Here is a 26,609-nt window from a genome sequence, read left to right on the forward strand (position 1 = left end):
GTGGATGGTGTCGAGGAATCCCGCAGGCCGAGGTTCCGGGTGCCGGCTCGGGACATGGCGCGGATCGCGGTGTTCGCGGCGCTCATCGCCGCGCTCGGGCTGCCGGGGGCGATCACGGTCGGGTTCAGCGGGGTGCCGATCACACTGCAGACGCTGGGCGTGATCCTGGCCGGGGCGGTGCTCGGGTGGCGCAACGGCACTGCGGCGGTGCTGGTGTTCCTCGCGCTGACCATGATCGGGTTGCCGCTGCTCTCCGGGGGGCGCACCGGGCTCACCGCGCTGGCCGGGCCGAGCGCGGGGTACCTGATCGGGTGGGTGCCGGGGGTGTTCGTGATCGGGCTGCTCACCGTGCGGATCCTGCCCAGGTACCCGATCGCGCTGGGGTTGCTGATCAACGCGCTCGGCGGGATCGGGGTCATCTACCTGTTCGGCACGCTCGGGTTGCTGGTGCGGACCGATCTCGGGGTGTGGGCGGCGATCACCAGCAACGGGCCGTTCCTGCCCGGTGATATCGCCAAGGTCGTGGTGGCGGCGGTGGTGGCGAAGGGTGTGCATCGGGCTTATCCCGGGTTGATCCGTGGGTGAGGTCGGCGCGGCGGCTCTCGGTGGCGCTCCGGACGACCCGGCCTTGCTGGTGGGCGGGCGGCGGTGGAGCTACCGCGATCTGGAGCGCGCGATCGGCGAGTGGAACGCGCGGTATCGCGAGCTGGACTGCTACGACGCTTCGGAGCTGAGCCTGGGAGAGGCGCTGATCGCCGTCTGCGCGGCGGCGCGGCGCGGGATTCCGGTGCGGGTGGAGAATCCGGAGGCCCGTCCGGAGCGTGCCGAGGTTCCGCCGGGTGCCTTCCTGCTGGTCGCCACCTCCGGCTCGACCGGACGCCCGCGCCCGCTGGCCCGGACCGCCCCCTCCTGGTACGACAGCTTCCCGGACTTCTCCGCGCGCACCGGCATCACCGCGACCGACCGGGTGCTGATCACCGGGCCGCCGCACGCCACCATGCACCTCTTCGGCGCGCTGCACGCGCTGTGGGCGGGGGCCTGCGTCACCGACGAGCCCGGCGCCGCGACCGTGGTGCACGCGGTGCCCGCGGTGCTGCGCGAGGTCGTGCGCGCGGCGCCGGAGCTCCGCACCGCGGTGCTCGCCGGGATCGCGCCCGACCTCGGTGCGCTTGCGGTGGCCGGGCACCTCACCGTGGTCGAGTACTACGGCTCCGCCGAGGTCTCGCTCGTCGCGGCGCGGCGGATCGACGCCGGTGCCGCCGGGGCGTCGCCGGATGCAGGGGGGCGACGGGACGACGCAACCGCGGGGCCGACCGGACCCCTGCGGTTGTTCCCCCGGGTCGAGGCGGAGATCAGGGAGGGACGGCTGTTCGTCCGGACCCCGTACGCGGTGCTCGGGGCACCGGAGTGGTCCGGCGTCGGCGACCTGGCCGAGCTGGGGGCGGACGGGCACCTCAGGGTGCGCGGGCGCGGGGACTGCGCGATCAACGTGGGCGGCACGCTCGTGGTGGCCGAGGACGTGGAGCGGGCGCTCGCCGCGGTGCCCGGGGTGCGGGCGGTGGCGGTCCTCGGCGCGCCGCATTCGGTGTTCGGCTCCATCGTGACGGCGGCGGTCGAGCTGCACCCGGACACCGAGCTGGCCGCGGTGCGGGCGCGCGCCCGCCTGGTGCTGAGCCGGGAGGCGGTCCCGCGCCGCTGGGTGCCGATGCCGCGGCTGCCGCGCACGGCCGCGGGCAAGGTGGCGCGGGGCGCGCTGAGAGACTTGCTGGTATGAGCGCTGTCCTGGTCGCGCCGCGGCGCACCCCGATCGGCAATGCCGGGCACGGGTTCGCCGGGCGCACCGTCACCGAGCTGGCCGCGCCGGTGCTGCGCGAGGTCGCGACGGTGGTGCGCGGGGCGGGGATCACCGCCGAGATCGACGACGTTGTACTCGGCAACTGCCTCGGCCCCGGCGGCGACCCGGCGCGGATCGCTGCGCTCGCGGCCGGGCTCGGCACCGCCGTCCCCGGCGTCACCGTCGACCGGCAGTGCGGCTCCGGGCTGGATGCCGTCATGCAGGCCGCGCTGCGCGTCGAGTCCGGCGCCGACACCCTGATCCTGGCCGGTGGGGTCGAGTCCGCGAGCACCGCGCCGCTGCGGTTCTGGCCGGGAGCGGAGCCGGTCCGCTACACCCGCGCCCCGTTCGCCCCGCCCGGCTTCCCCGATCCCGACATGGGCCCGGCCGCCGACGCGCTCGCCGCGGCCCGCGGCATCTCCCGCGACCGGCAGGACGCCTACGCCCTGCGTTCGCACACCCGCGCCGCCGCCGCCGACTTCACCGCCGAGATCGTCCCGGTAGCCGGTGTCGAGCGGGACGAGCGCATCCGCGCCGGGCTCACCGCGGTCAGGTTGGCCCGGCTGCGGCCGAGCTTCGGCGCCGGCGGCACCGCCACGGCGGGCAACTCCTGCGGCATCTCCGACGGCGCCGCCGCGCTCGCGGTCCTGGACGAGGCGGACGCCGCGGGGCTGCCCGCGCTCCGGGTGCGCGGCGCCGCGGTCGCAGGCTCGGACCCGGCGCTGCCCGGGCTCGGCCCGGTCCCCGCGATCAGGAAGCTGCTGCGCCGCACCGGCGTCGGAGCCGGGGAGATCGGCATCGTGGAGATCACCGAGGCGTTCGCCTCGGTGGTGCTCGCGGTCGCCGACGAGCTCGGGCTGGACGAGGAGCGGCTCTGTCCGGAGGGCGGCGCCATCGCCATGGGCCACCCGTGGGGCGCCTCCGGTGCGGTGCTGCTGGTCCGGCTGGCGAGCCAGATGCTCCGCCCGGGCGGCCCCGCGCTCGGCCTCGCCGCCTGCGCCATCGGCGGCGGGCAGGGAATCGCGCTGCTGGTGGAGCGGGTGGCATGAGCGCAGAGGGCGCAGCGTGAGCGAGATCGTTTTCACCGGGGTGCGGCACGGTTACGGTGAGCGCGCCGTGCTGCGCGGCATCGACCTGCGGCTTACCGAGCGGCGGATCGGGGTGATCGGCGCGAACGGGTCGGGCAAGTCGACGCTGGCCAGGATGATCAACGGGCTGCTCACCCCGAACGCGGGCACCGTCACCGTCGACGGGGTGGACGTGGCGCGCAGGGGCGGGCAGGTGCGGCGCCGGGTCGGCTTCGTCTTCACCGACCCGGACACCCAGATCGTCATGCCGACGGTCGCCGAGGACCTCGCCTTCTCGCTGCGCCGCAGCGGGCTCGGCAAGGCGGAGGTCGCCGAGCGGGTGCGCGAGATCCTGGTCCGGTTCGGGCTGCACGAGCACGGCGACCATCCCTCGCACCTGCTCTCCGGCGGGCAGAAGCAGCTGCTCGCGCTCGGCGCGGTGCTCATCCGCCGCCCGGAGGTGATCGTCGCCGACGAGCCGACCACCCTGCTCGACCTGCGCAACACCGGGATCGTCGCCGCCGCCCTGGACTCGGTGGACCAGCAGGTCATCGTGGTGACCCACCAGCTCTCGCTGCTCACCGGCTTCGACCGGGTGGTGGTGATCGACGAGGGCGCGGTGGCGTTCGACGGCCCGCCGGAGGCCGCGATCCCGGCCTATCGGGAGCTGATCGGATGATCGGGCTCTACCGGCCGGGCACCTCCCCGCTGCACCGGCTGCCCGCCGGGGTGAAGCTGGTGCTGCTGCTGGTGAGCATCGTCGCGGCCACCGTTCTCGTGCGGACGCCGCTACAGGTCGCCGTGGCGGGGGCGCTGGTGGCGGCGCTGTACGCGGTGGCGCGGATTCCGGTGCGGGTGGCGCTGGCGCAGCTGCGGCCGGTGTTCTGGATGCTGCTGCTGATCGCGGTGTTCCAGGTGCTCATCACCTCGCCCGCGCGGGCCGCCGTGGTCTGCGGGGTGCTGCTGGTCTCGGTGGCGCTGGCCGCGCTGGTCACGCTGACCACGCGGGTGACCGCCGTGCTGGACGCGGTGACCCGCGGGCTCGCGCCGCTGCACCGGGTCGGGGTGGACACCGAGCGGCTCGGGCTGCTGCTCGCGCTCGCCATCCGGTGCGTGCCGCTGCTCGCCGGGATCGTGCACGACGTCGCCGAGGCGCGGCGGGCGCGCGGGTTGCAGTGGTCGATGACCGCGCTGGTGACGCCGGTGCTGGTGCGCGCGCTGCGCACCGCCGACGCCTTGGGGGAGGCGCTCGTCGCGCGCGGGGTCGACGATGACTGAGCTGCTCGCCGCGCGGATCTTCCTGGCGGGGGCGGTGCGGCCGGACGCGGTCGCGGTGCGCGGCGCGGGGGAGGAGGTGGTGTTCCGTGAATTCCTGCACCGGGTGCGGAGTTTCTCGAACGCAGTCTCCGGGATGCGGCGGGTGGCGGTGCTGCCCACCTCGGATGTGGAGTCGCTGGTCGCCGTCGTCGGCGCGATGCACGCGGGCGTGAGCGTCGTCCTCCTGCACCGCCACCTCCCCCCGGCCCACCTCGCCCACGCGCTCGCCCTCGCGCAGCCCGGTGCCCTCGTCGCCGCGACCTCCCAGCACCGCCGCCTCCGGCGGATGGGCTTCGACGGAGAAATCCACACCGCCGCCTCGCTACCCGAGCAGACCTCGCCCCCCGGCAGCCCGGTCACCCCGGAGACCGAACTCCTCGTCGGCCTCACCTCCGGCACCACCGGCACCCCCAAACTCTTCGTCCGCGACCAGCGCTCCTGGTCCACCACGCTCGACCGCTCCGACAGCACCTTCCCCATCGCCCCCGGCGACACCGTCGCCACCCCGGGCGCCCTCGACCACACCCACTTCCTCTACGGCGCCCTGCACGCCCTCACCCGCGGCGCCACCGCGGACCTGCGCCCGGCGCTCACCGCGCTGGAAGCGGGCGCGACCCACCTGTACACCGTCCCCGCCATCGCCGTCGACATCGTGCGCTCCGGCAGCGGCCCCTTCCCGGCCGTCCGCCGGGTTCTCTCCTCGGCCGCCCGCTGGTCCCGCACCGCCCGCGCGGCCCTGCGGAGCGTCCTCCCGAACGCCGAGATCACCCACTTCTACGGCGCCTCCGAACTCAGCTTCGTCGCCGCCGACCACGGCCTCGGCGCCCCGGACGACACCGCCGCGGGCGAACTCTTCGACGGCGTCGACGCCGAGATCCGCGACGGCCTCGTGCACATCCGCAGCGACATGCTCTTCACCGGCTACCTCACCGAGCACGGCATCACCGGCGGCCCGGACAACGGCTGGTGCACCGTCGGCGACCGCGGCGCGCTGCACGGCCGCCACCTGCACCTGCACGGCCGCGCGAGCGAGATGCTGATCCGCGGCGGCCTCAATGTCGAACCGGCCGAGGTCGAGTCGGCGCTCACCGCACTGCCCGGCGTGCTGGCGGCCGCCTGCGTCGCCCTGCCCGACCCGCGCATGGGCGAGGTCCCCGCCGCCGCCATCGTGGTCACCGCGGCCGCCCCCGCCGCGGCCGAGCTCCGCGCCCGCCTCCGCGAAACCCTCCCGGCACCGGCCGTTCCGGTCCGCATCCTGCGCCTCCCCGCCCTCCCGCGCACCCCGCGCGGCAAGGTCGACCGCGCCGCCGTCCGCGTCCTGCTGGCCGCCGCGCTCGAATGAACGCGGCACGCGGTAGTTTCGTTCTCGGGAACCGTCACGAGAAGGAGACGACAGTGAAAACCAGACTCAACTGCCCCTGCGGCGAGACCATCGCGGGAACCGACGAGGACGAGCTGGTGACCAAGACCCAGGTGCACCTGAAGGAGAACCACCCCGGCCACGAGTACTCCAGGGAAGAGATCCTCTTCATCGCGTACTGACCGAGGCCGCCGCGTGCCCCGCTCCGCCGCGCATTTCGCCGCACCGAAAGGTGGTACCGCCGTACTATGACGCGGCACCCGGCGTGGTGTGCGGCGGAGAGGGGTATGTGCGTGAGGTCGAGACTGTTGGCGATCGTGGCGGGCGCGGCCGTTCTGCTGACCGGCTGCGGCAGCTCCGCATCCGACCCGGCGCTGGTGAGTTCGCCGACCCCCGCGCTCGGCGGCGGCTTCGGCGGGATCCCGGCCGCGGGCACGCACGACCCCGGGGACGTGGTCACCGACCCGGCGTCCGGGCTGCGCATCGCCATCACCAGGGTGGAGGCGGTCTCCAGCATCTCCGGCACCGTCACCGTGCTGCACTTCCGCTTCGAGAACCCGGGGCGCGACCCGCTGCCCGCGCGCGGCTGGACCGCCCCGGTGCTCACCTACGGCCCGTCGGACATGCCCGCCGCGCACGTGGTCTCGGTCTCCGAGGGGTACGGCGCCGAGGTGCCCGGCGCACTCGCGCCGGGCACCGGCCAGGAATTGAAGCACGCCTACCGGGTGAACCGGGCCGATCTGACGTCGGCCCGGGTGAGCGCAGGCGCCGTGACCTGGGACGGCGACTTCACCCGCTGACCGCGCCTCAGATGACGCTGCCGACGTCCTGCGCGACCAGGTTGTCCAGCGCCCGCTCGGCGACGGCCGCGATGGTCATCGACGGGTTGCAGGCGGCGGTGTTGCCCGGCATCAGCGCGCCGTCGAGCACGTAGAGCCCGCGCTGACCGAGCACCCGGCCGTTCAGGTCGCAGACCGAACCCATGCTCGCCCCGCCGAGCGGGTGCCAGGTGGACGGGAAGACCAGGTTGGTGTCGATCAGCAGGCCGTCCGGCCCGGCGATCTTCTGCGCGGCCGGGCCGATGTGCCCGGTCTGCACCACACTGTCGCCCTCGTGCGGCCAGCGCAGCACCGCGTCGTCCTTGGCGCTGTCGTAGACGAATCGGCCGCGCCCGGCGCTCGCGCCGTAGCCGACCATCACGGTGCTCTGCGCATTGAGCGAGAGCGGCGGGATGGAGGCCTGGATGAGGGTGTGCGCGTGCTGCGGGTCGGCCCAGTTCTTGCTTCCGAAGACCACCGGGCCGCCCTGCGGCGCCCCGAATTCCGCGGAGGGGTCGGTCCACAGGTAGATCCGGTCGGCATTGCTGCCCCAGTTGCCGCCGAGCTCGTCCGGCAGGTCCGGGATCAGCCCCTTGGCGCCTGCCCGCATGAGCAGCCGGGTGGTGTTCATGGTGCCCGCCGCCATGATCAGCGTGGTGGTGGTCAGGATCTTCTGCTCCTGCACCGCGCCGGTGCTGTCCAGGCGCTGCACGTGCACGGTCCAGCGGCCGTCGCTCGCCCGCTCGACCTCGGTGACCTCGTGCAGCGTCCGCACGTCGACCAGCCCGGTGGCCTCGGCCTGGGCGATGTAGGTGACGTCGACGGTGTGCTTGCCGCCGTTGTTCACGCCCATCGCGCCGTCGCCGTTGGTGTAGGAGGGCTTCATCTCGCCGCGGTGCTCGGCCATCGCGAAGTCCCAGTCGATCGGCATCGGGATCTTCGACACCGGAAGCCCGGCGCGCGCGGCCCGCTCGGCGAAGACCCGGGCGGCGCGGTAGTTCTCGGTGGCGACGAGTTCGTCCGGCGCCACGGCCAGCCCGAGCATCTTCGCGACCCGCGGGTAGTGCACCCGGTCCATCCGCGCCCAGTCCAGCTCCTGCGGGAACCAGGTGTTGAAGACCGCCTCGTCCGGCTGCAGCGACATGCCCTGGTAGACCAGCGAGCCGCCGCCGAGCCCGGCCGCGCAGAGCGCCGTCATGTTCTCGCCGACCACCGCCTCGACCAGGCCGGCGTACGGCTCGAAGAGCAGCGGGGTGCCGAACAGGTTCGGGCTGGAGCGGTACCAGAGCACCCGCTTGTCCAGGTTCGACGCCCGCGGGAAGGTCTCCGAGTTCGGGCCGGTCGGCCAGCGCAGGCCGCGCTCGAGCACGGTGACCGGCACCCCGGCCTGCGCGAGCCGCAGGGCGCTCACCCCGCCGCCGAACCCGGAGCCGACCACGACCACCCGGTGCTCTTCACGGGTGAGCGGCACGCCGTTCACCCGGGCGGCGATCGGAGCGGCTATGGACCCGGCGCCGGCGAGCACGGCGCCCGCGGCGACGGCCCCGGTCAACAGCGACCGGCGCGAGATTGCTGACATGTCCCACCTTCGGGATGCGGAGTTGAACCGGACAGTGTTGTCCGGTAGCCGAAGTCTGGGCGAGCGCCCCTGTCGCGTCAATCGGACCGGCCGGCTGCCGATCGGCGGAGCCGCGCGGCGTGCGCGCGCCCGGCGATCACCGGCGGTGCGGCTGCGCAGGGCGGAACCCTCCGGAAAGCGTGCACGCGGGAATGATAACCCGGTTATCGTGAGGTTGACCGAAAAAGTGCAGAAACGTCTCGCTACAGGAAGCGGCGGATCGGCTGCACCGCGAACTCCCTGGCCCGCTGCGCCACGGAGCGCCGCTTCCAGCGCCCCTCGCGGATCCGCGCGGACTTCGCGACGTCCTCGTCGAAGTGCCCGTCGAGGGTGGCGCAGAACTCCGGGTCGAGCACCGCGAGCATGACCTCCTCGTCGTGGTCGAGCGAGCGCCGGTTGAAGTTGGTCGAGCCGACCAGGCTGGCGATCCCGTCCACCGTGATGATCTTGGCGTGCATCATCGTCGGCTGGTACTGGTGGATGACGACGCCGCACTCCAGCAGGTCCTCGTAGAAGTGCTGGCCGGCCAGCTGGCAGACGCGCTTGTCGGTGTGCGGGCCGGGCAGCAGGATCTCCACCTCCACCCCGCGCCGCGCGGCGGCGCAGAGCAGCTCGATGAAGTAGGCGTCCGGCGCGAAGTAGGCCGTCGCGAGCCGGAACCGGAGCTCGGCGGATTCGATCATCACCCGGAGCAGCGTCTGCATGTCCTGCCAGCCGACGCTGGCCGAGCCGCGCACCACCTGGACGACGGCGTCGCCCTGCGGCCGCAGCTCGATGAAGCGGTCGTGCTCGTCGAAGAGCTCGTCGTGGCACTCGGCCCAGCCCTGCGCGAAGGCGGCCGCCATGCCGTCCACCGCCGGGCCGCGCACCTCGACGTGGGTGTCCCGCCACTCGTCCGCGGTGCGGGCGTCGCCGCACCACTCCTGGGCGATCCCGACGCCGCCGGTGAAGCCGATCTCCTCGTCCACCACCAGCACCTTCCGGTGGCAGCGGTGGTTCTGCTTGAACGGCGAGATGTAGACCGGCTTGCGGAACCAGGCGATCCGCACCCCGGCGTCGGTCATCAGGTCGAGCAGGTCCTTCTCGATCAGCCTGCTGCCGAAGCCGTCGAGCAGCAGCCGCACCCTGACCCCCGCGCGCGCCCGCTCGGCCAGCGCGTGCGCGAACTGACCGGCGACATCGCCCTTCCAGTACACGAAGGTCATCATGTCGACGGTGTGCTCGGCCGCGCCGATGCGCTCCAGCATGGCCGGGAAGATCTCGTCGCCGTTGCGCAGCGCGGTCAGCGCGTTGCCCTCGGAGGCGGCGATGCCGATCAGCCGCTCCAGCCTCCGCCGCAGCGCGACGGTGCGCTCGGCAGTGCCTGCGGGGGTCTTGGTGGCCTCGGACATGTTCGCTCCTTCGCCGGCACGCGCACGACCGATACCCGCCCTGTCCGGCTCGGGCGGGTACCGATCGGTAACTGTAGTATCCCGGCCCCGGTCAGGCGTCGGGAGCCTGCAGAAGTGCCAGCACCCGCTTGGCCGCGGCGTTGAACCGGCCCATCGTCACCGCCGGTCCGCCCGCCACCACCAGCAGCAATGTGGCGGAGATCGGGAACACCCCGACGCAGCCCCGCTCGGCCTCGAAGACCGAGGCGTGCAGCCTGCCCTGCCGCACCAGGTCGGTGAAGTGGTCGCCGATCCCGGAGGCGGCGGCCGCCATGGCCGAGCCGCGCGCGGCGATGGTGTCGGCGCCGGGCGGGCCGTCCGCGTCCCGGTTCGCCGCGATCACCAGGCCGTCCCGCGTGGTCATGATCGCGTGCGCGACGTCGTCGATCTCCTCCACCGCGCGCTGCAGCAGCTTCCCCGCCACCGCCGGGTCGCGCAGCGCGACCTCCACCCGTTCCACGGGTCGGCTCATACCGAGTCCTCCGCGGGTACCGACTCGCTCATACCCGGACCGCCTGCTCGATGCGCCGCAGCTGGTGCCTGGCGAGCGCGAGGTTCGCGCGGCCGCGGTCCAGCGCCAGATAGAGGAAGAGCTCCTCACCGTCGGCATTGCGCAGCGGCATGATGATGTGGAACTGCTGGCCGAGCGTGACCAGGATGTCCTGCACCTCGTCGCCGAGCTGCAGCGCCTCGACGGCCCGCAGCTTGGCCCGCAGCACCTCGGTGTTCAGCGCGCCCGCCATGTCCAGGTCGAACATATTGTGCCCGCCCTGTTTGGCGAGCAGCATGCCGCTCCGGAGATCGACCAGCGCGATCCCGATCGCGCCGTCCACGCTCATTCCGTCGCGCAGCGCTTCTTCCAGCTTCATGTCGCACTTTCCCGCCCCGCGGCAACCCCGCCCCGACGGAGGGTGCGCACCCGCACACGCGGAACTACCTGTCTCGAATCGAATATTCAACGGTGCCAACGGAACAGCCGGTCCGGCCGCCGTTCGGCAGCGACAGTCTAGCAACGCTGTTCGGGTGCAACCACCGGGCGCGAGCCGCCCGTGCGCGAGGTTGCGAACCCGCCCGCGAAAGCCGCGCGGGCCTGGCCGCGGGGCGCACGATTCTGCCAGCGCCGCACAGCGGGGACGAGTCCCAATTCCGGGTCTCCGGCGAGTTCGCGCGGAGGCTGGCGAATTCGGGCAACAATCCGCCGAGCCGCGCGCACAATTGCGAATGCGAATTCGAGATCGCATCGTCCGGAAGTATTCGCCCCGGTGCGAACGGGTCGAATCGACGGCCCGGGATGTTCCGTCCGGAATTCCGGGCAACGGTGGGCGCCCTCGGCGGTGTGTCCGCCCGGATTCCGGCGGCGGCTGCGGGAGGCTGGGAGCGGCGGGGCAGGCGGAAGGAGTGCCCGATGGCGACGAGTTCCCGGGTGTTGCGCAGCGCGTGGGGCAACGCCAGCGCCGAGGCGTTCCTCATCGTGGCGATCGCGACGATCCTGATCACCAGGCTCTACCTGGAGCTGACCGGGTACCCGCAGGTCGGCGGCAAGAGCCTGCACATCGCGCACGCGCTCTACGGCGGCGCGGCGATGGCGGTGGCGCTGCTGCTCGGCTGGCTCTTCCTCGGCTCCGGCGTGCGCGGCTTCGCGGTGCTGCTCGGCGGCATCGGCTTCGGGCTCTTCCTCGACGAGGTCGGCAAGTTCGTCACCAAGGACAACGACTACTTCTACGGCCCCGCCGCGGAGATCATGTACGTCTCGGTGGTCGTGCTGCTGGTGGCGAGCAGGCTGACCAGGGAGCTGCGCACCCCGACCCGCGACGAGTACCTCGGCAACGCCGCCGCGGTCGCCGCCGACGGCCTGGTCCGCGGGCTGCCCCCGCACCGCCGCACCGCCGCGCTGCTCATGCTGGACAGCGCCGCCGAGCTCGGCGCCGACCCGGCCGACGTCACCGGGGTCCGCGCGCTGCTGGAGCGCGCCGCGCACCGGGACGACCGGCTGCGCGCGCTGCGGCTGCGCGCCGCCACGTTCATTCCCGGCTGGGCGGGCGGGCCGTGGCCGGTGTGGATCCTCGGCTGGCTGCTGGTCTGCTCCGCCTTCGTCACCGTCGGCTTCGGCATCGCCCAGCTCGCCACCGGCGGGCTGCAGCTGCAGGACCGCTCCTACGAGCTCGAGCTGGACCGGATGACCGTCTCCGGCGGGATCCTCTTCGTCAGCGCGCTGATCACGCTGGCGCTGGCGCTGCCCGCGATGCTGCGCGCCCGCCGCGACGGCCCGCTCTGGCCGCTGCGGCTGCTGCGGATCGCGGCGCTGGTCTCCACCATGCTGAACGCCCTGGTCGACTTCGCCACCGAGGGGTTCGGCGCGCTCACCAATGTCGCGCTCGGGCTGCTCACCATGGCGTTCATCTCGCGCCGGATCGCGGTGCGGTACGCCGAGCTCGTCCGGGCGGCGGACGAGCTCGGCGAGCCGGTCACGCGGGCAGTGGATGCGCCTGGAAGAAATCCCAGATGATCGGGGTCGCCGCGATCGACGGCGTGTCCTTCCCGACGAACGGCTCGGGGAAGGGCACTTTACTGCCGGGCCACACGTGCCCGCCGCTGGTGATCGACCAGAACTCCACCGAGCCCTCGGCCGGGCAGCTGTACCGGTAGCGCACCACGTCCGGCGCGACCTGCTCGACGGCCGGCTCGGCGGCGCAGCCGTTGCGCGCGGCCCAGGCGGCGGCGTTCTGCGGGATGCTGCGCGGCGCCGGGCCGTTCGGCCCCCGGTCCAGGTTCTGCTGGTTGGCCGAACCGGTGCCGTCGGTGCGCGGGAGCAGCCTGGCGTTCGGTCCGGCACCGCCGCCGTAGGCCACGATCGGGTCGTCGGTGCCGTGGAAGGCGATCACCGGCACCGGCCGCGTCGTCGCGCACCACTCGAAGTCCTGCAACCCCGCCACCGGCGCCACCGCGGCGATCCGGTCGGAGAGCCTGCAGGCCAGCGCGGAGCTGGTGAAGGCGCCCATCGAGAGCCCGGTGACGTAGACCCGCCGGGTGTCGACGCAGAGCGCCGCCTCGGCGTCGTCGAGCACACCGGTGAGCCAGTCGATGTCGGCGCCGCCCGGCTGGAAGTTCCAGCGCGGCGGCCCCGGCTCGTCGATCTGCGGGGTGACGGTGGCGTACCCGCGCTGCAGCCCGTACTCGCCGACCCCGCTGCTCCTGGTCTGGATCTCGGCCGGCTCCAGGTAGCCGTGCAGGTCGACGACGAGCGGGTACGGCCCCGGCGCGGCGGGGACGTCGCGCAGGTAGAAGCCGGAGCGGTCGGCCCCGGCATAGCTCTGGGTGGTGTGGCCCGCCGCGGCGGCGGGGATCGCGCACCCGGCGGACGGCACCGCGCCGGGGTCGGCCCCCGCGGCGGCGGGAACGGCGGCCGGTGCGGCAAGCAGCGCCGCCGTCGCGGCGACGGCGCCGAGCACCCGGCCCGGAATAACTCTCTGGAACACCCGGCCATGCTCTCACCCGGAAGGCCGCCAACCCCCTCGAAACAGCTATTCTCTAGTATGAGAATGGCATTATCGGACACGCGGCGGGAGACCCGATGACGGTGGACAGCAAGCTGGAGGAGCGCGGCCACATCCTGCGCGAACTGGGCTTTGCCACGCGCCGGGCCGGCGACGAGCTGCACGGCGCCGCGGAGATCACCCCGGAGATGCACGTGCCGGGCACCGAGCACCTGCGCACCTCGGTCCTCGTCACCTGGGCCGACACCCTCGCCGGGCTGCTCGCCTCGCTGGTCATGGGGCCGCGCGTGCCGGTCACCCTGGAGCTCGACATCCACCTGCACGGCCCGGCGCCCGCGGCGGGGCTGGTGGAGGCGGTCGGGCGGACGGTCAAGGTCGGGCGCTCGGTCTTCGTCGCCGAGCTCGACTTCAGCGTCGGCGGCGAGCCGATCGCGGTGGCGGGCGCCTCGTTCATGGTCGCGCCGGACCCGGGCGTCACGCTCCCGGACCGGCTCAGCGTCGAGATGCCCGCGGGCACCGACCGGCTGCGCGTCCCGCTGGCGGAGCGCGCGCAGTGCGTCCGCACGGGCCCCGGCGTCGCGGTGCTGCCGCGGACGCCGGAGGGGCTCAATGCCTCCGGCACCGTGAACGGCGGGCTGCTCGCACTGGTCGCCGAGGAGGCGGTGCTCTCGCTCGCGCCCGGCGCCACGCTCGGCTTCCTCGGGCTGCGCTACCTGCTCGGCGCCAGGGTCGGGCCGGTCACCGCGACCGCGCGCAAACACGGCGAGCTGGCCCGGGTGCAGGTCAGGGATACCGGCAACGACGACCGGATCACCACGCTCGCCACCGCCCGGACCTTCGGCGGCTGAGCCGGAGCCTGTTGACCGAACCACATCGTGGTGCGTACGGTGACTGCACTCACAGATTGAAACGTTTCAATCCGTGCCGGTTCAACGACGAGGCGGATCCACCCCGATGCCCGACACCACCGAACGCGTCTGCTTCCTGCTGGCCCTGCGCCCGGAGCGGATCGACGACTACCTCGCCGCGCATGAGACCGTGTGGCCGGAGCTGCTCGACGCGCTGCGCGCCGCGGGCTGGCGCAACTACTCGCTGTTCCTGCGGCCGGAGGACGGCATGGTGGTCGGTTACCTGGAGACGCCCGACTTCGAGCGGGCGCGCTCCGCCATGGCCGCGACCGCGGTGAACACCCGCTGGCAGTCCGCCATGGCCGAGTACTTCCGGCCGGTGGAGACCACCTCCCGCCCGGACGAGGCGCTGCACCGGCTCACCGAGTACTTCCACCTCGACTGAGCCCCCGAACCCCCCGACGAGCAACCCCCACTCCGCACCCCCGAGGAAGACCATGAAGGTAGGCGCTCGCTCCACCACCGGGTGGAAGGCGACCATCTCCGTCGCGATGTCGAACTACATCGAGGCCGGCTCCATCATCGCCATCGCCACCAGCCTCGCCTTCTGGCAGGACGCGTTCGGCATCAGCAACTTCGCCGTCGGCCTGCTGGCCGCGCTCTCCGCCAACGCCTTCGGCGCGGCGATCGGCGCCGGCATCGGCGGGCCGCTCTGCGACCGCTACGGCCGCAAGGCCATCTACACCTACGACCTGCTGGTCTACATGGCCGGCGTGCTGCTCGCGGCTTTCGCGGTGAACTTCGGCATGCTGCTGGCGGCCTTCGTGATCACCGGCATCGCGGTCGGCGCAGGCGTCCCCGCCTCCTGGACCTACATCGCCGAGCAGGCGCCGAGCACCGCGCGCGCCAGGCACGTCGGCACCGCCCAGCTGGCCTGGTCGGTGGGCCCGCTGATCGGCTTCGCGCTGGCCGCGGCGCTTGCTCCGCTTGAGCTGCTCGGCTCGCGGCTGATCTTCCTGCACCTGTTCGTGGTCGCCGCCGTGGTCTGGTGGATCCGGCAGGGGCTCGCCGAGTCGCAGATCTGGCGGGACGAGACCGGCTCCGGCACCGGCGCGACCACCGAGTCCACGACCGGCGGCCAGGGCATGCGCGGTCTCTTCTCCCGGCGGATCAACATCACCGCGCTGCTCGTGCTGATCGGTATCTACGGCTTCTGGAACACCGTCGCCGGCCAGGCGGGGATCTTCATGCCCCGGGTCTACGACAGCGCGGGCGTGCACAGCCCGGTCCAGCAGAACCTGCTGCAGGTGCTGGTCTGGGGCTGCACCGTGGCCGCCACCTACTGGGGCTTCATGGCCTACGCCGACCGGATCTCGCAGCGCAGGCTGTATATCGTCGGCGCGGCGCTCGGCATCCTGGCCTGGTGCGTGCTGGTGTTCTTCACCGACGCGGGCATGCCGACCCTGCTGATCTTCGCCGTGCTCTGGGGCATCTCCAGCGGCATCGGCGCGCAGGCCTTCTACAGCCTGTGGACCAGCGAGCTCTTCGCCACCCCGTACCGGGCCAGCGCGCAGGGCTTCATGTTCTTCGTCGTCCGCTCGGCCACCGGCCTGCTCAGCTACTTCTTCCCGACCCTGCTCGCCGCCACCGGGCTCACCGCGGTGGGGCTGCTGCTGGTCGGGCTGCTCACCGTCGCGCTGGTGATCGGCGCGGTCTTCGCGCCGAAGACCCAGGGCAAGACGCTGCGCGAGATCGAGACCGAGCGCTACGGCGCCCCGGTCGCCGCGGCCGAGCCGCGCACCCCGGTGGCCTGAGCCAGAGAAAGGAAGCACCATGTCCGTCGACACCGCGCTGCGAAATCTCGCGATCGAGCTGCCCTCCTGGGCCTTCGGCAACTCCGGCACCCGCTTCAAGGTGTTCGGCACGCCGGGCACCGCGCGCACCGTGCGAGAGAAAATTGCCGACGCCGCCACCGTGCACCGGCTCACCGGGATCGCGCCCGCCGTCGCGCTGCACATCCCGTGGGACGCCGTCGACGACTACGCCGAGCTCGGCCGGTACGCGGGCGATCTCGGGGTCCGGCTCGGCACCGTGAACGCCAACACCTTCCAGGACGACGACTACAAGCTCGGCAGCCTGACCCACACCGACAAGCGGATCCGGCAGAAGGCGATCGACCACCACCTCGCCTGCCTGGAGATCATGGAGCGCACCGGCTCCCGCGATCTCAAGATCTGGCTCGCCGACGGCACCAACTACCCCGGCCAGGGCGACATCAGGGCCAGGCAGGACCGGCTCGCCGAGTCGCTGGCCACCATCTATCAGCACGTCGGCGACGGCAGGCGGATGGTGCTGGAGTACAAGTTCTTCGAACCGGCCGTGTACATGACCGACGTGCCGGACTGGGGAACCGCCTACATCCAGGTGAGCGCGCTGGGGGAGCGGGCGGTGGTCTGCCTGGACACCGGCCACCACGCGCCCGGCACCAATGTCGAGTTCATCGTGGCGCAGCTGCTCCGCCTGGGAAAGCTCGGCTCGTTCGACTTCAACTCGCGCTTCTACGCCGACGACGACCTGATCGTCGGGGCGGCCGACCCGTTCCAGCTGTTCCGCATCCTCTTCGAGGTGCTGCGCGGCGGCGCGCTGGAGCCGGACTCCGGGGTCGCGCTGATGCTCGACCAGTGCCACAACATCGAGGACAAGATCCCCGGCCAGCTCCGCTCGGTGCTCAACGTCCAGGAGATGACGGCGCGGGCGGCGCTGGTCGACCTCGACGCGCTCGCCGCCGCGCAGGACTCCGGTGACGTGCTCGGCGCCAACGCGGTCTTCATGGACGCCTTCTACACCGACGTCCGGCCGCGGCTGGCGGCCTGGCGGGCCGAGCGCGGCCTGCCCGAGGACCCGATGGCCGCCTACGCCCGCTCCGGGCAGCAGCAGCGGCTCGCCGCCGAGCGCACCGGTGCCGCCGCCTCATGGGGCGCCTGACCACATCCACACCGAAACGAGGAACCACCTGCCATGACCCACCCCACGGTCGCGGAACTGATCGCCAGGTCGAACCGGCTCGGCGCCGACCCGAAGAACACCAACTACGCGGGCGGCAACACCTCCGCCAAGGGCACCGGCACCGACCCGGTCACCGGCGAGCCCGTCGAGCTGCTGTGGGTCAAGGGCTCCGGCGGCGACCTCGGCACGCTCACCGAGCCGGGGCTCGCGGTGCTCCGGCTGGATCGGCTGCGCGCCCTGACCGGCGTCTACCCTGGCGTCGAGCGCGAGGACGAGATGGTCGCCGCCTTCGACTACACCCTGCACGGCAAGGGCGGCGCCGCTCCCTCGATCGACACCGCCATGCACGGGCTGGTCGAGGCGGCGCACGTCGACCACCTGCACCCGGACTCCGGCATCGCGCTCGCCACCGCGGTGGACGGCCCGGAGCTGACCGAGAAGATCTTCGGCGACCGGGTGGTCTGGGTGCCGTGGCGGCGCCCCGGCTTCCAGCTCGGGCTCGACATCGCCGAGCTGCGCGGGGCCAACCCGCAGGCGATCGGCACCATCCTCGGCGGCCACGGGATCACCGCGTGGGGCGCGACCTCGGACGAGGCCGAGGCGCACTCGCTGGAGATCATCCGGACCATCGAGGAGTTCCTCGCCGCCAACGGCAAGGCCGAGCCCTTCGGCCCCGAGCTGCCCGGCTACGCGGCGCTGCCCGAGCCGGAGCGCCGGGCGCGGGCCGCCGCGCTGGCGCCCTTCCTGCGCGGGCTCGCCTCCACCGACCGCAGGCAGGTCGGGCACTTCACCGACACCGACCCGGTGCTCGAGTTCCTCGCCCGCGCCGAGCACCCCCGGCTCGCCGCGCTCGGCACCAGCTGCCCCGACCACTTCCTGCGCACCAAGGTCGCCCCGCTGGTGCTCGACCTGCCCGCCGACGCCCCGCTGGAGCGGGTGCGGGAACGGCTCACCGAGCTGCACGCGGCGTACCGGGCCGAGTACCGCGCCTACTACGAGCGGCACGCCACCCCGGACTCGCCCGCGCTGCGCGGCGCCGACCCGGCCATCGTGCTGATCCCCGGCGTCGGCATGTTCAGCTACGGCGCGGACAAGCAGACCGCGCGGGTGGCAGGCGAATTCTACCTGAACGCGATCAACGTCATGCGCGGCGCCGAGTCGGTCTCCCGGTACCAGCCGATCGACGAGGCGGAGAAGTTCCGCATCGAGTACTGGGCGCTGGAGGAGGCCAAGCTGGCGCGGCGCCCGGCACCGAAGCCGCTGGCCGGCCGGATCGCGCTGGTCACCGGCGCGGCGTCGGGGATAGGCAGGGCGATCGCGCGGCGGCTGGCCGCCGAGGGCGCCTGCGTGGTCGTCGCGGATCGGGACGCGGCGAAGGCCGCCGAGGTCGCGGCCGAGCTGGGCTCGGCCGACGTGGCGATCGGCTTCGGCGCCGACGTCACCGACGAGGGGCAGGTCCAGGCCGCGGTGGACGCCGCGGTGCTCGCCTTCGGCGGCCTGGACCTGGTCGTCAACAATGCCGGGCTCTCGCTCTCGAAATCGCTGCTGGAGACCAGCGCCGCCGACTGGGACCTGCAGCACGACGTCATGGCCAAGGGCTCGTTCCTGGTGTCCAAGGCGGCGGCGCGGGCGCTGATCGACCAGAAGCTGGGCGGCGACATCCTCTACATCTCCTCCAAGAACTCGGTCTTCGCCGGGCCGAACAACATCGCCTACTCCGCGGCGAAGGCCGATCAGGCGCACCAGGTCCGGCTGCTCGCGGCCGAGCTGGGCGAGCACGGGGTCAAGGTGAACGGCATCAACCCGGACGGGGTGGTGCGCGGCTCCGGCATCTTCGCGGGCGGCTGGGGCGCGCAGCGCGCCGCCGTCTACGGGGTGCGGGAGTCCGAGCTCGGCGCCTTCTACGCGCAGCGCACCCTGCTCAAGCGCGAGGTACTGCCCGAGCACATCGCCAACGCCGCGTTCGCGCTCTGCGGCGCCGACTTCTCGCACACCACCGGGCTGCACGTGCCGGTCGACGCCGGGGTCGCCGCGGCGTTCCTGCGATGACCGGCGCGGTCGCCGCCGTCGATCTCGGCGCCACCAGCGGACGCGTCATGCTCGCCAGGGTCGGGCCGGGCCGGATCGAGATGCGCCAGGTCGCCCGGTTCGGCAACGACCCGCTGCCGCTCTGGCACGGGGACCGGGCCGCGCTGCACTGGGACCTGCCCGGGCTGTACCGCGAGGTCGGGCGCGGGCTGGCCGCGGCCGCGCGGCTGGAGCCGGGGCTGCTCGGTGCCGGAATCGATTCCTGGGCGGTGGATTACGGCCTGCTGCACCGCGGCGCGCTGATGAATCTGCCGTACCACTACCGCGACACCCGCACCGCCGCGGGCGTCGAGGCCGTGCACGCCGTCGTGGACCAGGCCGGGCTGTACCGCCGCAACGGCCTGCAGTTCCTGCCGTTCACCACGGTGTACCAGCTCGCGGCCGAGAACCTCGCGGGCACACTGGAGGCCGCCGACGCGGCGCTGCTCGTCCCCGACCTGCTCGGCTACTGGCTCACCGGAGCGCAGGTCACCGAGCGGACCAATGCCTCCACCACCGGCCTGCTCGGGCTGGACGGCGCCTGGGACACCGAGCTGCGCACCCGGCTCGGGCTGCCCGCGCTCTTCCCGGACCTGGTCGACCCGGGCACCCCGCTCGGCCCGGTCCTGCCGACGGTCGCGGCCGCGTTCGGGCTCGACCCCGGCTGCACCCTGAGCACCGTCGCCTCGCACGACACCGCCTCCGCGGTCGCCGCGGTGCCCATGGCCCCGGACGCCGCCGCCTACATCTCCTGCGGCACCTGGGGGCTGGTCGGCGTCGAGCTGCCCGCCCCGCTGGTCGGCGCGGCGGGCCGGGCCGCCAACTTCACCAACGAGTGCGGGCTCGACGGCCGCACCCGCTACCTGCGCAATGTCATGGGGCTGTGGCTGCTCAGCGAGTCGATGCGGCACTGGCAGCGCACCGGTACCGGCGCCGACCTGGCCCGGCTGCTCACCGCCGCCGCCCAGGCGCCCGCGCCCGCCGCCACCTTCGACGTCGACGACCCGGTCTTCGGCACCCCCGGCGACATACCCGGCCGGATCGCCGAGTGGTACGCCGCGCGCGACCTCGAGATCCCCGAAGGCCGGGTCGCGATGGTGCGCGCCATCGTGGAGAGCCTCGCCGCCGCCTTCGCCACCGGCGTCCGCACCGCCGCCGAGCTCACCGGCACCCCGGTGCGCAGCATCCACCTGGTCGGCGGGGGAGCGCGGAACACGCTGCTCTGCGCCCTGCTCGCCGACCACGCCGGGGTGCCGGTGCTCGCCGGACCCGTCGAGGCGACCTCGCTCGGCAACATACTGGTGCAGGCCCGCACGCACGGGCTGCTGCACGGCGATGTGGACGCGCTGCGGGCCGAGGTGGCCGCCGCGTTCCCGCCGCGCCGCTACCCGCCCCGCACCGAACCCGCCAGGAAGGCAGGCTGATGAAACGACAGCTCCCCAGGCCGCGCGATCTCGCGCCGCTCCTGCGCTTCGAGAAGCCGCGGCTCGGTGCGGAGCGGCGCCTGGCGGCCGCGCTCACCATCGAGGACCTGCGCCGGATCGCCAAGCGCCGCACCCCGCGCGCCGCCTTCGACTACACCGACGGCGCCGCCGAGGCCGAGATATCACTCGACAGAGCGCGCAGAGCCTTTCAAGACATCGAGTTCCACCCCGCCATCCTGCGCGACGTCGCGAAGGTGACCACCGGCTGGGACGTCCTCGGCGCCCCGGTCGCGCTGCCCTTCGGCATCGCACCGACCGGCTTCACCCGCATGATGCAGACCGAGGGTGAGTACGCCGGGGCCAGGGTGGCGGGCCGCTCCGGCATCCCGTTCTCGCTCTCCACCATGGGCACCGCATCCATCGAGGATGTCGCCGCGGCGAACCCGAACGGCCGCAACTGGTTCCAGCTCTACATGTGGAAGGACCGGGAGCGTTCGATGGCCCTGGTCGAGCGCGCCGCCGCCGCGGGATACGACACCCTGCTGGTGACCGTCGACGTCCCGGTGGCCGGCGCCCGGCTGCGCGACACCCGCAACGGCATGTCCATCCCGCCCGCGCTCACCCCCGCCACCGTGCTCGACGCGCTGCCCCGGCCGCGCTGGTGGATCGACTTCCTCACCACCGAGCCGCTGGCCTTCGCCTCGCTGGACCGCTGGTCCGGCACGGTCGCCGAGCTGCTCGACTCCATGTTCGACCCCACCGTGACCTTCGATGACCTGGCCTGGATCAAGGCGCAATGGCCGGGCAAGGTCGTGGTCAAGGGCATCCAGACGCTCGCCGACGCCCGCGCGGTCGTCGACGTCGGGGTCGACGGCCTCGTCCTCTCCAATCACGGTGGGCGGCAACTCGACCGCGCGCCGATCCCCTTCCACCTGCTGCCAGAGGTCGCCCGCGAGCTGGGCCGCGACACCGAGATCATCCTGGACACCGGCATCATGTCCGGCGCCGACATCGTGGCCTCGATCGCGCTCGGCGCCCGCTTCACCCTGATCGGCCGGGCCTACCTGTACGGCCTCATGGCGGGCGGCGAGGCCGGGGTCGAGCGCGCGGTGCGGATCCTGGCCGGGCAGGTCGAGCGGACCATGCGGCTGCTCGGGGTGCGCAGCCTGGAGGAGCTGGAGCCGCGGCACGTCACCCAGCTGACCAGACTTGCCCCGCGCCCGGTGGCGGATCAAGATCGGGGGTGAGCAGTTCGGGCGTGGTGCCCGCACCGGAACGGAGGAGGCGCGAGCCCCGGTGGTGAGCATGAAGGAGGTGGCCGCCGCGGCGGCGGTCTCGGTCGGCACCGTCTCCAATGTGCTCAACGCCCCGGAGAAGGTCGCGCCCGCCACCGTCGCGCGGGTGCAGCAGGCCATCGACCGGCTCGGCTTCGTCCGCAACGATGCCGCCAGGCAGCTCAAGGCCGGGCGCTCGCGCTGCGTCGGGCTGGTGGTGCTCGACATCGGCAACCCGTTCTTCTCCGACATCGCCCGCGCCGCCCAGGAGCGCGCCGCCGCGCACGACCTGGTCGTCCTGCTCGGCTCCAGCGACGACGACCCCGAGCGTGAGCGGCAGTACCTCGAAACCTTCGACGAACAGCGCGTTTTCGGACTCATGATCTCGCCCTCCGGGGCCGGTGACGAGCGGATCGCCGCGCTGCGCAACCGCGGCATCCCGGTGGTGCTCGTCGACCGGGACGGCAACGGCACCCCGTTCTCCTCGGTCGCCGTGGACGACATCGCCGGCGGCGACCTCGCCGTCCGGCACCTGTGCGCCACCGGACGCCGCCGGATCGCCGTCGTCGGCGGCCCGGCCACCCTCTCCCAGATCGCCGACCGCCGCACCGGGGCCCGCCGCGCCGCCGCCGGGCACGGCGTCGAACTCGCCATCTGGGACACCGCCGCGCCGACCGTGCTCGCGGGCAGGCAGGTGGGCGAGCGCATCGCGGAGCTGCCCCCCGCCGAGCGCCCGGACGCCGTCTTCTGCGTCAACGACCTGCTCGCCATCGGGGTGTTGCAGGCGCTCACCCTGCGCGGCGTCCGGGTGCCCGCCGATATCGCGGTGATGGGGTACGACGACATCGACTTCGCGCAGTCCGCGATCGTGCCGCTGACCTCCATCCGGTAGCCGCGCGCCGAGATCGGCTCTTCCGCCGTCGAGTTGCTCGTCGCCGCGGCGGAGCGCCACGGTGAGCCCGAGCACGTCTGTTTCCGCCCCACCCTGGTCGAACGCGCCTCCACCGAACCGATTGCCGGTCAACCCGTTTGAGCACTCCGATCGGAGCAAGTCCGAGGGTGACGCCGCGGCAACCCTGTCCGTGCCTGCCGGTGCGGGCCTCGGCGTCGTAACCGGCCCCGGGCGGGCGCCCCCACGACCAGGTCTCCGCCCGGGGCTCCTACCCTTCGGCGCGCCGGATGGGCTGGCGTGTCGGCACCGGGTCGGTGCCGAGGAACCCGGCGATCAGCCCGTAGACCAGCTCCGGCTTCTCCACCACCAGCAGGTGCGAGGTGCCCGGCACGATGGCGAGCTCGGCATCGGGGATCGCGCGGTACAGCGCGAGTGTGTGCTCCGCCGCGATGACGTCGTCGTCGCCCGCCATCACCAGGGTGCGGGCGGTGACGGCCTTCAGCTCCTCGGCGGTGTACTCCGGCTCGGCGCGGCCCAGCTCGATCACCTTGCGGGCCAGCTCCGGGAAGTGCTCCTCGCCGTCCGGCGAGACCTCACCGTGCCTCGTCGCCAGGTAGGCCATGGCGGATTCGTCCTCGAAGCCGTCCAGCACACCGGGCAGAATGCCATCGGCGTGGTAGTTGCCGCTGATCAGCACCAGTTTCCGCACCAGGTCCGGCCGCTCCAGCGCGACCCGGAGCGCCAGGTTCGCCCCGTCGCTGTGCCCCACCAGGTGCGCGGCCCCGCCCACCACCCGCTCCAGGAAGGCGATCAGATCCTCGGCCAGCGCCGCGTAGCTCAGCGGGCCGGGCACGTCCGGGGTGTGCCCGTGCCCCCGCCGGTCCATCCGGAGCACCTGGAACCGGCTGATCAGCAGCGGCAGCGCGGGCGCGAAGGTGCGCGAATCGACGAAGCCGCCGTGCAGCAGCACCGCCGGTTCGCCGTCCCCGTGCACGTCGAACCAGGTGGGCACGGTACCGAGCTCGATGTTCACCATGCGCCCATCATCCGGCATCCGTTCGGTACCCCCGCACCCCGTGTACCTCGAACAACGGATACGGCTACCTCGTCGCCATCGTGGTGATCGGGGTGCCCGCCGATGCGGCGATCAACGGCGTCACGGTATTCGCCGCCGACGCGGCGCTCCGCGGGGTTCCGGTGCGGCTCGACGGGGTGCTCGCGCGGGTCCGGCCACGTTTCCTCGCGCTGTGCAGGTATGACGCTGGAGTTGGAATCCTGAGATTCGCCGCGCGATGTCGCAGCCCCGTCGGGTGTCGCGCACCCGCGGCGGCCGGTAGCCGCTCGGGCCGAGCGCGGCGTCGTCGTCGACCTCGTCAACGAGAGGCGCCACCATCGAGGAGGTGCGCGTAGGGATCGTGGTCGGCGCCGACATGCTCCGGCATCGGGTAGTAGGTCTTGATCAGCAGATCACCATCGACGTCCCAGGCGAATGTCTCGATGCTGAACGCGGTCAGGATATCCTCGCCGCTGCCGAACTCGTTCTCACACACCCACGCCATCTCGTCGCCGTTGACCTGGACGGTCAACATGGTGATCTTCAGCAGCTGCTGGAACAGATCCCACGCGTGCGTGGTCGCCGCCTCGAACCCGGTCTTCTCCTCGGTGCCCACCGGATCGAACAGGCGCACCCCGGCGGGGATGATGGTGCGCCACGAGGCGACCCACTCGTCTTTGCGGCCCGCGTTCCAGAGTTCGGCGTGCTTGGACGCGTGCGCCAGCCGCGCCGCACGTGACGGAACCTTCGTCATCTGTCGGTCCTTTCCGGCAGCAGCACGTCACGACGAATCAAATACTGGACACCAGAATAGACAGCTGTCCAAGTGCAGTCAATGAGCACTTCGGCGCCTACCGTGACCGCGTCAACCGAACAACCCCAACCCGACCAGCACTCAGCGCGCAGAACACCACCGACCGAGGCCGACCGATCGCAGCGGGCGTCTTCGACCTGTCCACCACCCCACTCCACCTCCCGGCGACCTCGTCCGGGAGCCACGGAACCACCTCGGTACACCAGGATTTCGAGTTCCCGGCCGGCACCTTCCGGCGCCTCCCCAACTCCATCGGCGACCGCCCCGACCCCGGCGAGGTCCCACGTGGCCGCACACTCCGGCACGTCACCCGACCCCGGCGGCGCCGAGCGCTGGTGCGACGACAGGGGAATCGCCGTCGACGAGTGCTTCGCGAAACCGGTCAGCGACACCAGGGATTCGCGCGGCACCACCGAGTACCGCTGACGCCGGACCCTCAGGCGATCCGCGCGTGCGGCGGCGCGGATTCGCCGATGGTCGCCGCGGTCTCGCCGGTGAGCAGCCGCAGGAACCCCTCCTGCTCGCTCCGCCCCTGCACCGCGGCGCGGCCGGTGCCTCCGGGCAGCACGCGGACGAGTGCGCTGCGCGCCAGATTCACCGGGATGCGCAGCGCCGGATACCACGGCAGGTGGGCGGGCAGGCCGAGCGTCCGCATCGCCCTCGGCCCGAGGAAGGCGCTGGTGACCGAGAGGTGCTGCGAGCGCGCGATCCTGCCGCGCAGCGCGGGCAGGTTCGGGTAGTGCCAGTTCAGCGGGTCGTCGGCCATGGGGAGGGCGAGCTGCCTGCTGGTGTCGTCGGGGTTCGTGATGGCGCTCAGGCAGTGGTAGAGGATGCCGACGCCGTCCCGGAACCCGGTCGGCAGCCACTCGTCCCGCACGCCGATGAGCCAGCCGACGTAGCGGGTCAGGTGCGCCGCCGCCGCGGTGTCCGCCCGGCTCGGGATGATGCCGAGCACCATCCCGCCGACGAACGGCGCGAGCAGCGCGCCCACCAGGGTGGCCGCCATGTCGGTCTGGTTGATCGGCAGCCCCCACTCGTCGCCGCGCCAATCCGGCATGGCGGCCACGTGCCTGCGCACCAGCCCGTGGATCAGCCGGACCTGCAGCGTGGAGCGGTACCCCTGCCCGTACAGCGCCATGCCGTTCTCGGTGGAGACGTCCATCGCCCACTGCAGCGTCTCGGCGAAGCGCTGCGCCGGCCCCTTCTCCAGCGCGCCGGTGCGCAGCAGCGTCTTGTTGAAGCCGGAGGCGAGGTAGCCGCCGAGGAAGGAGACGTCGCGGGCGAAGTAGAGCCCGTCGGTGCCGCCGGAGCGGAACACCCGCTCGCCGTGCCGGAGCAGGTCGGGGTCGACCCAGTCCGGGGTCGCCTCGACCGCGCCGAAGAAGACGCGCAGTGGCTCAGGGGCGTTCGGCACGCTGTCGATCCCGCTGCGCAGCGCCTGCTCGAAGAGCGGGCGGGTGGTGCGCATCCCCTCGGCGTACATCCAGTCGACCAGCCGGTCCATCGGCTCGTCGCCGACGAGCAGCGATTCGCCGAGCTGCCGCCAGCGCTCGTCGTCGGGCTTCCCGATGCCGAGCAGCAGGGCGAACGGGCCGAGACCGGGGGCCTTACGGGGCCTTTCCGGATGCCGGGTGGGGACGGGCGCGGTCGTCGTCATCGGTGACTTCCTCGGTGGTGGTGGCGATGCCGTGCTTCATGAGCGGCACGATGGAATGCCGGACGAAGGCGCGGGCCAGCTCCGGATCGGTGAAGTCGACGCTGCCGCCGCCCGGCGTCAGCATGAGCGAGTGGGCCAGGCGGGCAACGAGTTCCGCGACCGGCCGCGGATCGTAGCGATCCACCAGCCCGGCCGCCTGGGCGTGCGTGAGCATGCCGACGATGTAGTCGATGCCGATCGCGACCAGCCGCTCGCCCTGCACGGTGTAGAAGCCGAGCGCCTCCTCCGGCGCGACCCGCAGCAGCTGGGTGACCAGCCGGTGGATCCTGGTCTGCAGCAGGACGTGCAGGATCGTCTCCTCGATCTGCGCCTCCACCCCGGACGCGGTGGTGGCGATCGCGGTGACCTCGGCCAGCATGCGCCTGGTCTCGCGCTCCAGCACCGCCTCGACCAGGTTGTCCTTGCCCGCGAAGCGGCGGTGGATGGTGATCCGGTTGATCCCCGCGCGGCGCGCGATGTCCTCCAGGCTGGCCCGGCGGATCCCGACCTGCAGGATCCGGTCCAGCGCGGCGTCCATGATCGACTCGTCCACGCTGTCGTATCGGTCCGGCATGTAACGAGTATCCAAAAGTTGT

26 protein-coding genes and 1 pseudogene are annotated in these 26,609 nt (G+C 72.8%); 18 read left to right on the top strand and 9 right to left on the bottom strand.

The features are described 5' to 3' along the window. From LTT61_RS30305 to LTT61_RS30340, 8 genes are all read left to right on the top strand, one after another. On the top strand, positions 1 to 585 hold the full coding sequence (locus tag LTT61_RS30305; RefSeq protein ID WP_420094715.1) for a biotin transporter BioY: 585 nt from the start codon (positions 1 to 3) through the stop codon (positions 583 to 585). Further along, complete coding sequence (locus tag LTT61_RS30310; RefSeq protein WP_233017425.1) at positions 578 to 1,774, top strand: AMP-binding enzyme; 1,197 nt, start codon at positions 578 to 580, stop codon at positions 1,772 to 1,774. The genes LTT61_RS30305 and LTT61_RS30310 overlap by 8 nt, the downstream gene beginning before the upstream one ends. After that, positions 1,771 to 2,883: a thiolase family protein gene (locus LTT61_RS30315; RefSeq protein ID WP_233017426.1), complete on the top strand. Its 1,113-nt coding sequence runs from the start codon at positions 1,771 to 1,773 to the stop codon at positions 2,881 to 2,883. The genes LTT61_RS30310 and LTT61_RS30315 overlap by 4 nt, the downstream gene beginning before the upstream one ends. Positions 2,884 to 2,899: 16 nt before the next feature. Beyond that, positions 2,900 to 3,580, top strand: coding sequence for an energy-coupling factor ABC transporter ATP-binding protein (locus tag LTT61_RS30320; protein WP_233017427.1), 681 nt, complete (start codon positions 2,900 to 2,902; stop codon positions 3,578 to 3,580). Then, entirely contained in the window at positions 3,577 to 4,179 is a 603-nt protein-coding gene (locus LTT61_RS30325) for an energy-coupling factor transporter transmembrane component T family protein (protein WP_233017428.1), read from the top strand. The genes LTT61_RS30320 and LTT61_RS30325 overlap by 4 nt, the downstream gene beginning before the upstream one ends. After that, positions 4,172 to 5,560: an AMP-binding protein gene (locus tag LTT61_RS30330; RefSeq protein ID WP_233017429.1), complete on the top strand. Its 1,389-nt coding sequence runs from the start codon at positions 4,172 to 4,174 to the stop codon at positions 5,558 to 5,560. The genes LTT61_RS30325 and LTT61_RS30330 overlap by 8 nt, the downstream gene beginning before the upstream one ends. A 53-nt stretch (positions 5,561 to 5,613) precedes the next feature. Continuing rightward, positions 5,614 to 5,760, top strand: a complete 147-nt coding sequence (locus tag LTT61_RS30335; RefSeq protein ID WP_233017430.1) for a DUF1059 domain-containing protein — start codon at positions 5,614 to 5,616, stop codon at positions 5,758 to 5,760. A 111-nt stretch (positions 5,761 to 5,871) separates the two neighbouring features. Next, complete coding sequence (locus LTT61_RS30340) at positions 5,872 to 6,378, top strand: hypothetical protein (RefSeq protein WP_233017431.1); 507 nt, start codon at positions 5,872 to 5,874, stop codon at positions 6,376 to 6,378. Positions 6,379 to 6,385: 7 nt separating this feature from the next. Here LTT61_RS30340 and LTT61_RS30345 read toward each other — a convergent pair whose 3' ends face one another. The 4 genes from LTT61_RS30345 to LTT61_RS30360 all read right to left on the bottom strand — a co-directional run bounded on the left by LTT61_RS30345 (position 6,386) and on the right by LTT61_RS30360 (position 10,313). Beyond that, positions 6,386 to 7,975 carry a GMC oxidoreductase gene (locus tag LTT61_RS30345; protein ID WP_233017432.1) on the bottom strand — a complete coding sequence of 530 codons (1,590 nt, stop codon included), beginning with the start codon at positions 7,973 to 7,975 and terminating at the stop codon, positions 6,386 to 6,388. A gap of 242 nt (positions 7,976 to 8,217) precedes the next feature. Next, positions 8,218 to 9,405 carry a phospholipase D-like domain-containing protein gene (locus LTT61_RS30350; RefSeq protein ID WP_233017433.1) on the bottom strand — a complete coding sequence of 396 codons (1,188 nt, stop codon included), beginning with the start codon at positions 9,403 to 9,405 and terminating at the stop codon, positions 8,218 to 8,220. A 91-nt stretch (positions 9,406 to 9,496) separates the two neighbouring features. Continuing rightward, entirely contained in the window at positions 9,497 to 9,916 is a 420-nt protein-coding gene (locus LTT61_RS30355; protein WP_233017434.1) for a roadblock/LC7 domain-containing protein, read from the bottom strand. A 28-nt stretch (positions 9,917 to 9,944) separates the two neighbouring features. Continuing rightward, positions 9,945 to 10,313, bottom strand: a complete 369-nt coding sequence (locus tag LTT61_RS30360) for a hypothetical protein (RefSeq protein ID WP_233017435.1) — start codon at positions 10,311 to 10,313, stop codon at positions 9,945 to 9,947. A gap of 536 nt (positions 10,314 to 10,849) precedes the next feature. On the opposite strand from LTT61_RS30360, the gene LTT61_RS30365 reads away from it, so the two are divergent. Next, a complete protein-coding gene (locus LTT61_RS30365; RefSeq protein ID WP_233017436.1) occupies positions 10,850 to 11,950 on the top strand; it encodes a hypothetical protein in 1,101 nt (366 codons plus the stop codon). On the opposite strand, the gene LTT61_RS30370 is transcribed toward LTT61_RS30365, so the two are convergent. Next, complete coding sequence (locus tag LTT61_RS30370) at positions 11,910 to 12,920, bottom strand: alpha/beta hydrolase family esterase (protein ID WP_233017437.1); 1,011 nt, start codon at positions 12,918 to 12,920, stop codon at positions 11,910 to 11,912. The two genes, LTT61_RS30365 and LTT61_RS30370, sit on opposite strands and share 41 nt — an antisense overlap. Positions 12,921 to 13,015: 95 nt before the next feature. On the opposite strand from LTT61_RS30370, the gene LTT61_RS30375 reads away from it, so the two are divergent. From LTT61_RS30375 to LTT61_RS30410, 8 genes and pseudogenes are all read left to right on the top strand, one after another. After that, the gene (locus LTT61_RS30375) at positions 13,016 to 13,786 is read left to right on the top strand and encodes a hotdog domain-containing protein (RefSeq protein ID WP_233017438.1); all 771 of its coding nucleotides are present in this window, start codon (positions 13,016 to 13,018) and stop codon (positions 13,784 to 13,786) included. Between the two features lie 106 nt (positions 13,787 to 13,892). Beyond that, the gene (locus LTT61_RS30380) at positions 13,893 to 14,231 is read left to right on the top strand and encodes an L-rhamnose mutarotase (protein WP_233017439.1); all 339 of its coding nucleotides are present in this window, start codon (positions 13,893 to 13,895) and stop codon (positions 14,229 to 14,231) included. Positions 14,232 to 14,283: 52 nt separating this feature from the next. Further along, a complete protein-coding gene (locus tag LTT61_RS30385; protein ID WP_233017440.1) occupies positions 14,284 to 15,600 on the top strand; it encodes an MFS transporter in 1,317 nt (438 codons plus the stop codon). Between the two features lie 19 nt (positions 15,601 to 15,619). Further along, the gene (rhaI, locus tag LTT61_RS30390; protein WP_233017441.1) at positions 15,620 to 16,771 is read left to right on the top strand and encodes an L-rhamnose isomerase; all 1,152 of its coding nucleotides are present in this window, start codon (positions 15,620 to 15,622) and stop codon (positions 16,769 to 16,771) included. A 33-nt stretch (positions 16,772 to 16,804) separates the two neighbouring features. Further along, positions 16,805 to 18,841 (top strand): bifunctional aldolase/short-chain dehydrogenase, encoded by a 2,037-nt coding sequence (locus LTT61_RS30395; RefSeq protein ID WP_233017442.1) that lies wholly within the window; start codon positions 16,805 to 16,807, stop codon positions 18,839 to 18,841. Then, positions 18,838 to 20,283 carry a rhamnulokinase gene (locus tag LTT61_RS30400; RefSeq protein WP_233017443.1) on the top strand — a complete coding sequence of 482 codons (1,446 nt, stop codon included), beginning with the start codon at positions 18,838 to 18,840 and terminating at the stop codon, positions 20,281 to 20,283. The genes LTT61_RS30395 and LTT61_RS30400 overlap by 4 nt, the downstream gene beginning before the upstream one ends. Continuing rightward, positions 20,283 to 21,530: an alpha-hydroxy acid oxidase gene (locus LTT61_RS30405; RefSeq protein WP_233017444.1), complete on the top strand. Its 1,248-nt coding sequence runs from the start codon at positions 20,283 to 20,285 to the stop codon at positions 21,528 to 21,530. Before LTT61_RS30400 ends, LTT61_RS30405 begins: the two co-directional genes overlap by 1 nt. 58 nt (positions 21,531 to 21,588) lie before the next feature. Next, a pseudogene (locus tag LTT61_RS30410) lies at positions 21,589 to 22,590 on the top strand (LacI family DNA-binding transcriptional regulator). 127 nt (positions 22,591 to 22,717) lie between these two features. On the opposite strand, the gene LTT61_RS30415 reads toward LTT61_RS30410, so the two are convergent. After that, positions 22,718 to 23,485, bottom strand: coding sequence for an alpha/beta fold hydrolase (locus LTT61_RS30415; RefSeq protein WP_233017445.1), 768 nt, complete (start codon positions 23,483 to 23,485; stop codon positions 22,718 to 22,720). A gap of 337 nt (positions 23,486 to 23,822) precedes the next feature. Further along, positions 23,823 to 24,257, bottom strand: coding sequence for a hypothetical protein (locus LTT61_RS30420; protein ID WP_233017446.1), 435 nt, complete (start codon positions 24,255 to 24,257; stop codon positions 23,823 to 23,825). 345 nt (positions 24,258 to 24,602) lie between these two features. On the opposite strand from LTT61_RS30420, the gene LTT61_RS30425 reads away from it, so the two are divergent. Beyond that, positions 24,603 to 24,743, top strand: a complete 141-nt coding sequence (locus LTT61_RS30425) for a hypothetical protein (RefSeq protein ID WP_233017447.1) — start codon at positions 24,603 to 24,605, stop codon at positions 24,741 to 24,743. Between the two features lie 10 nt (positions 24,744 to 24,753). On the opposite strand, the gene LTT61_RS30430 is transcribed toward LTT61_RS30425, so the two are convergent. Together LTT61_RS30430 and LTT61_RS30435 are read right to left on the bottom strand one after the other, a co-directional pair. Then, the gene (locus LTT61_RS30430; RefSeq protein ID WP_233017448.1) at positions 24,754 to 25,974 is read right to left on the bottom strand and encodes an oxygenase MpaB family protein; all 1,221 of its coding nucleotides are present in this window, start codon (positions 25,972 to 25,974) and stop codon (positions 24,754 to 24,756) included. After that, positions 25,925 to 26,587 (bottom strand): TetR/AcrR family transcriptional regulator, encoded by a 663-nt coding sequence (locus tag LTT61_RS30435; RefSeq protein WP_233017449.1) that lies wholly within the window; start codon positions 26,585 to 26,587, stop codon positions 25,925 to 25,927. The genes LTT61_RS30430 and LTT61_RS30435 overlap by 50 nt, the downstream gene beginning before the upstream one ends. Positions 26,588 to 26,609 lie beyond the last annotated feature (22 nt).

This window comes from Nocardia asteroides, assembly GCF_021183625.1.
GTDB classification, from domain to species: domain Bacteria; phylum Actinomycetota; class Actinomycetes; order Mycobacteriales; family Mycobacteriaceae; genus Nocardia; species Nocardia asteroides_A.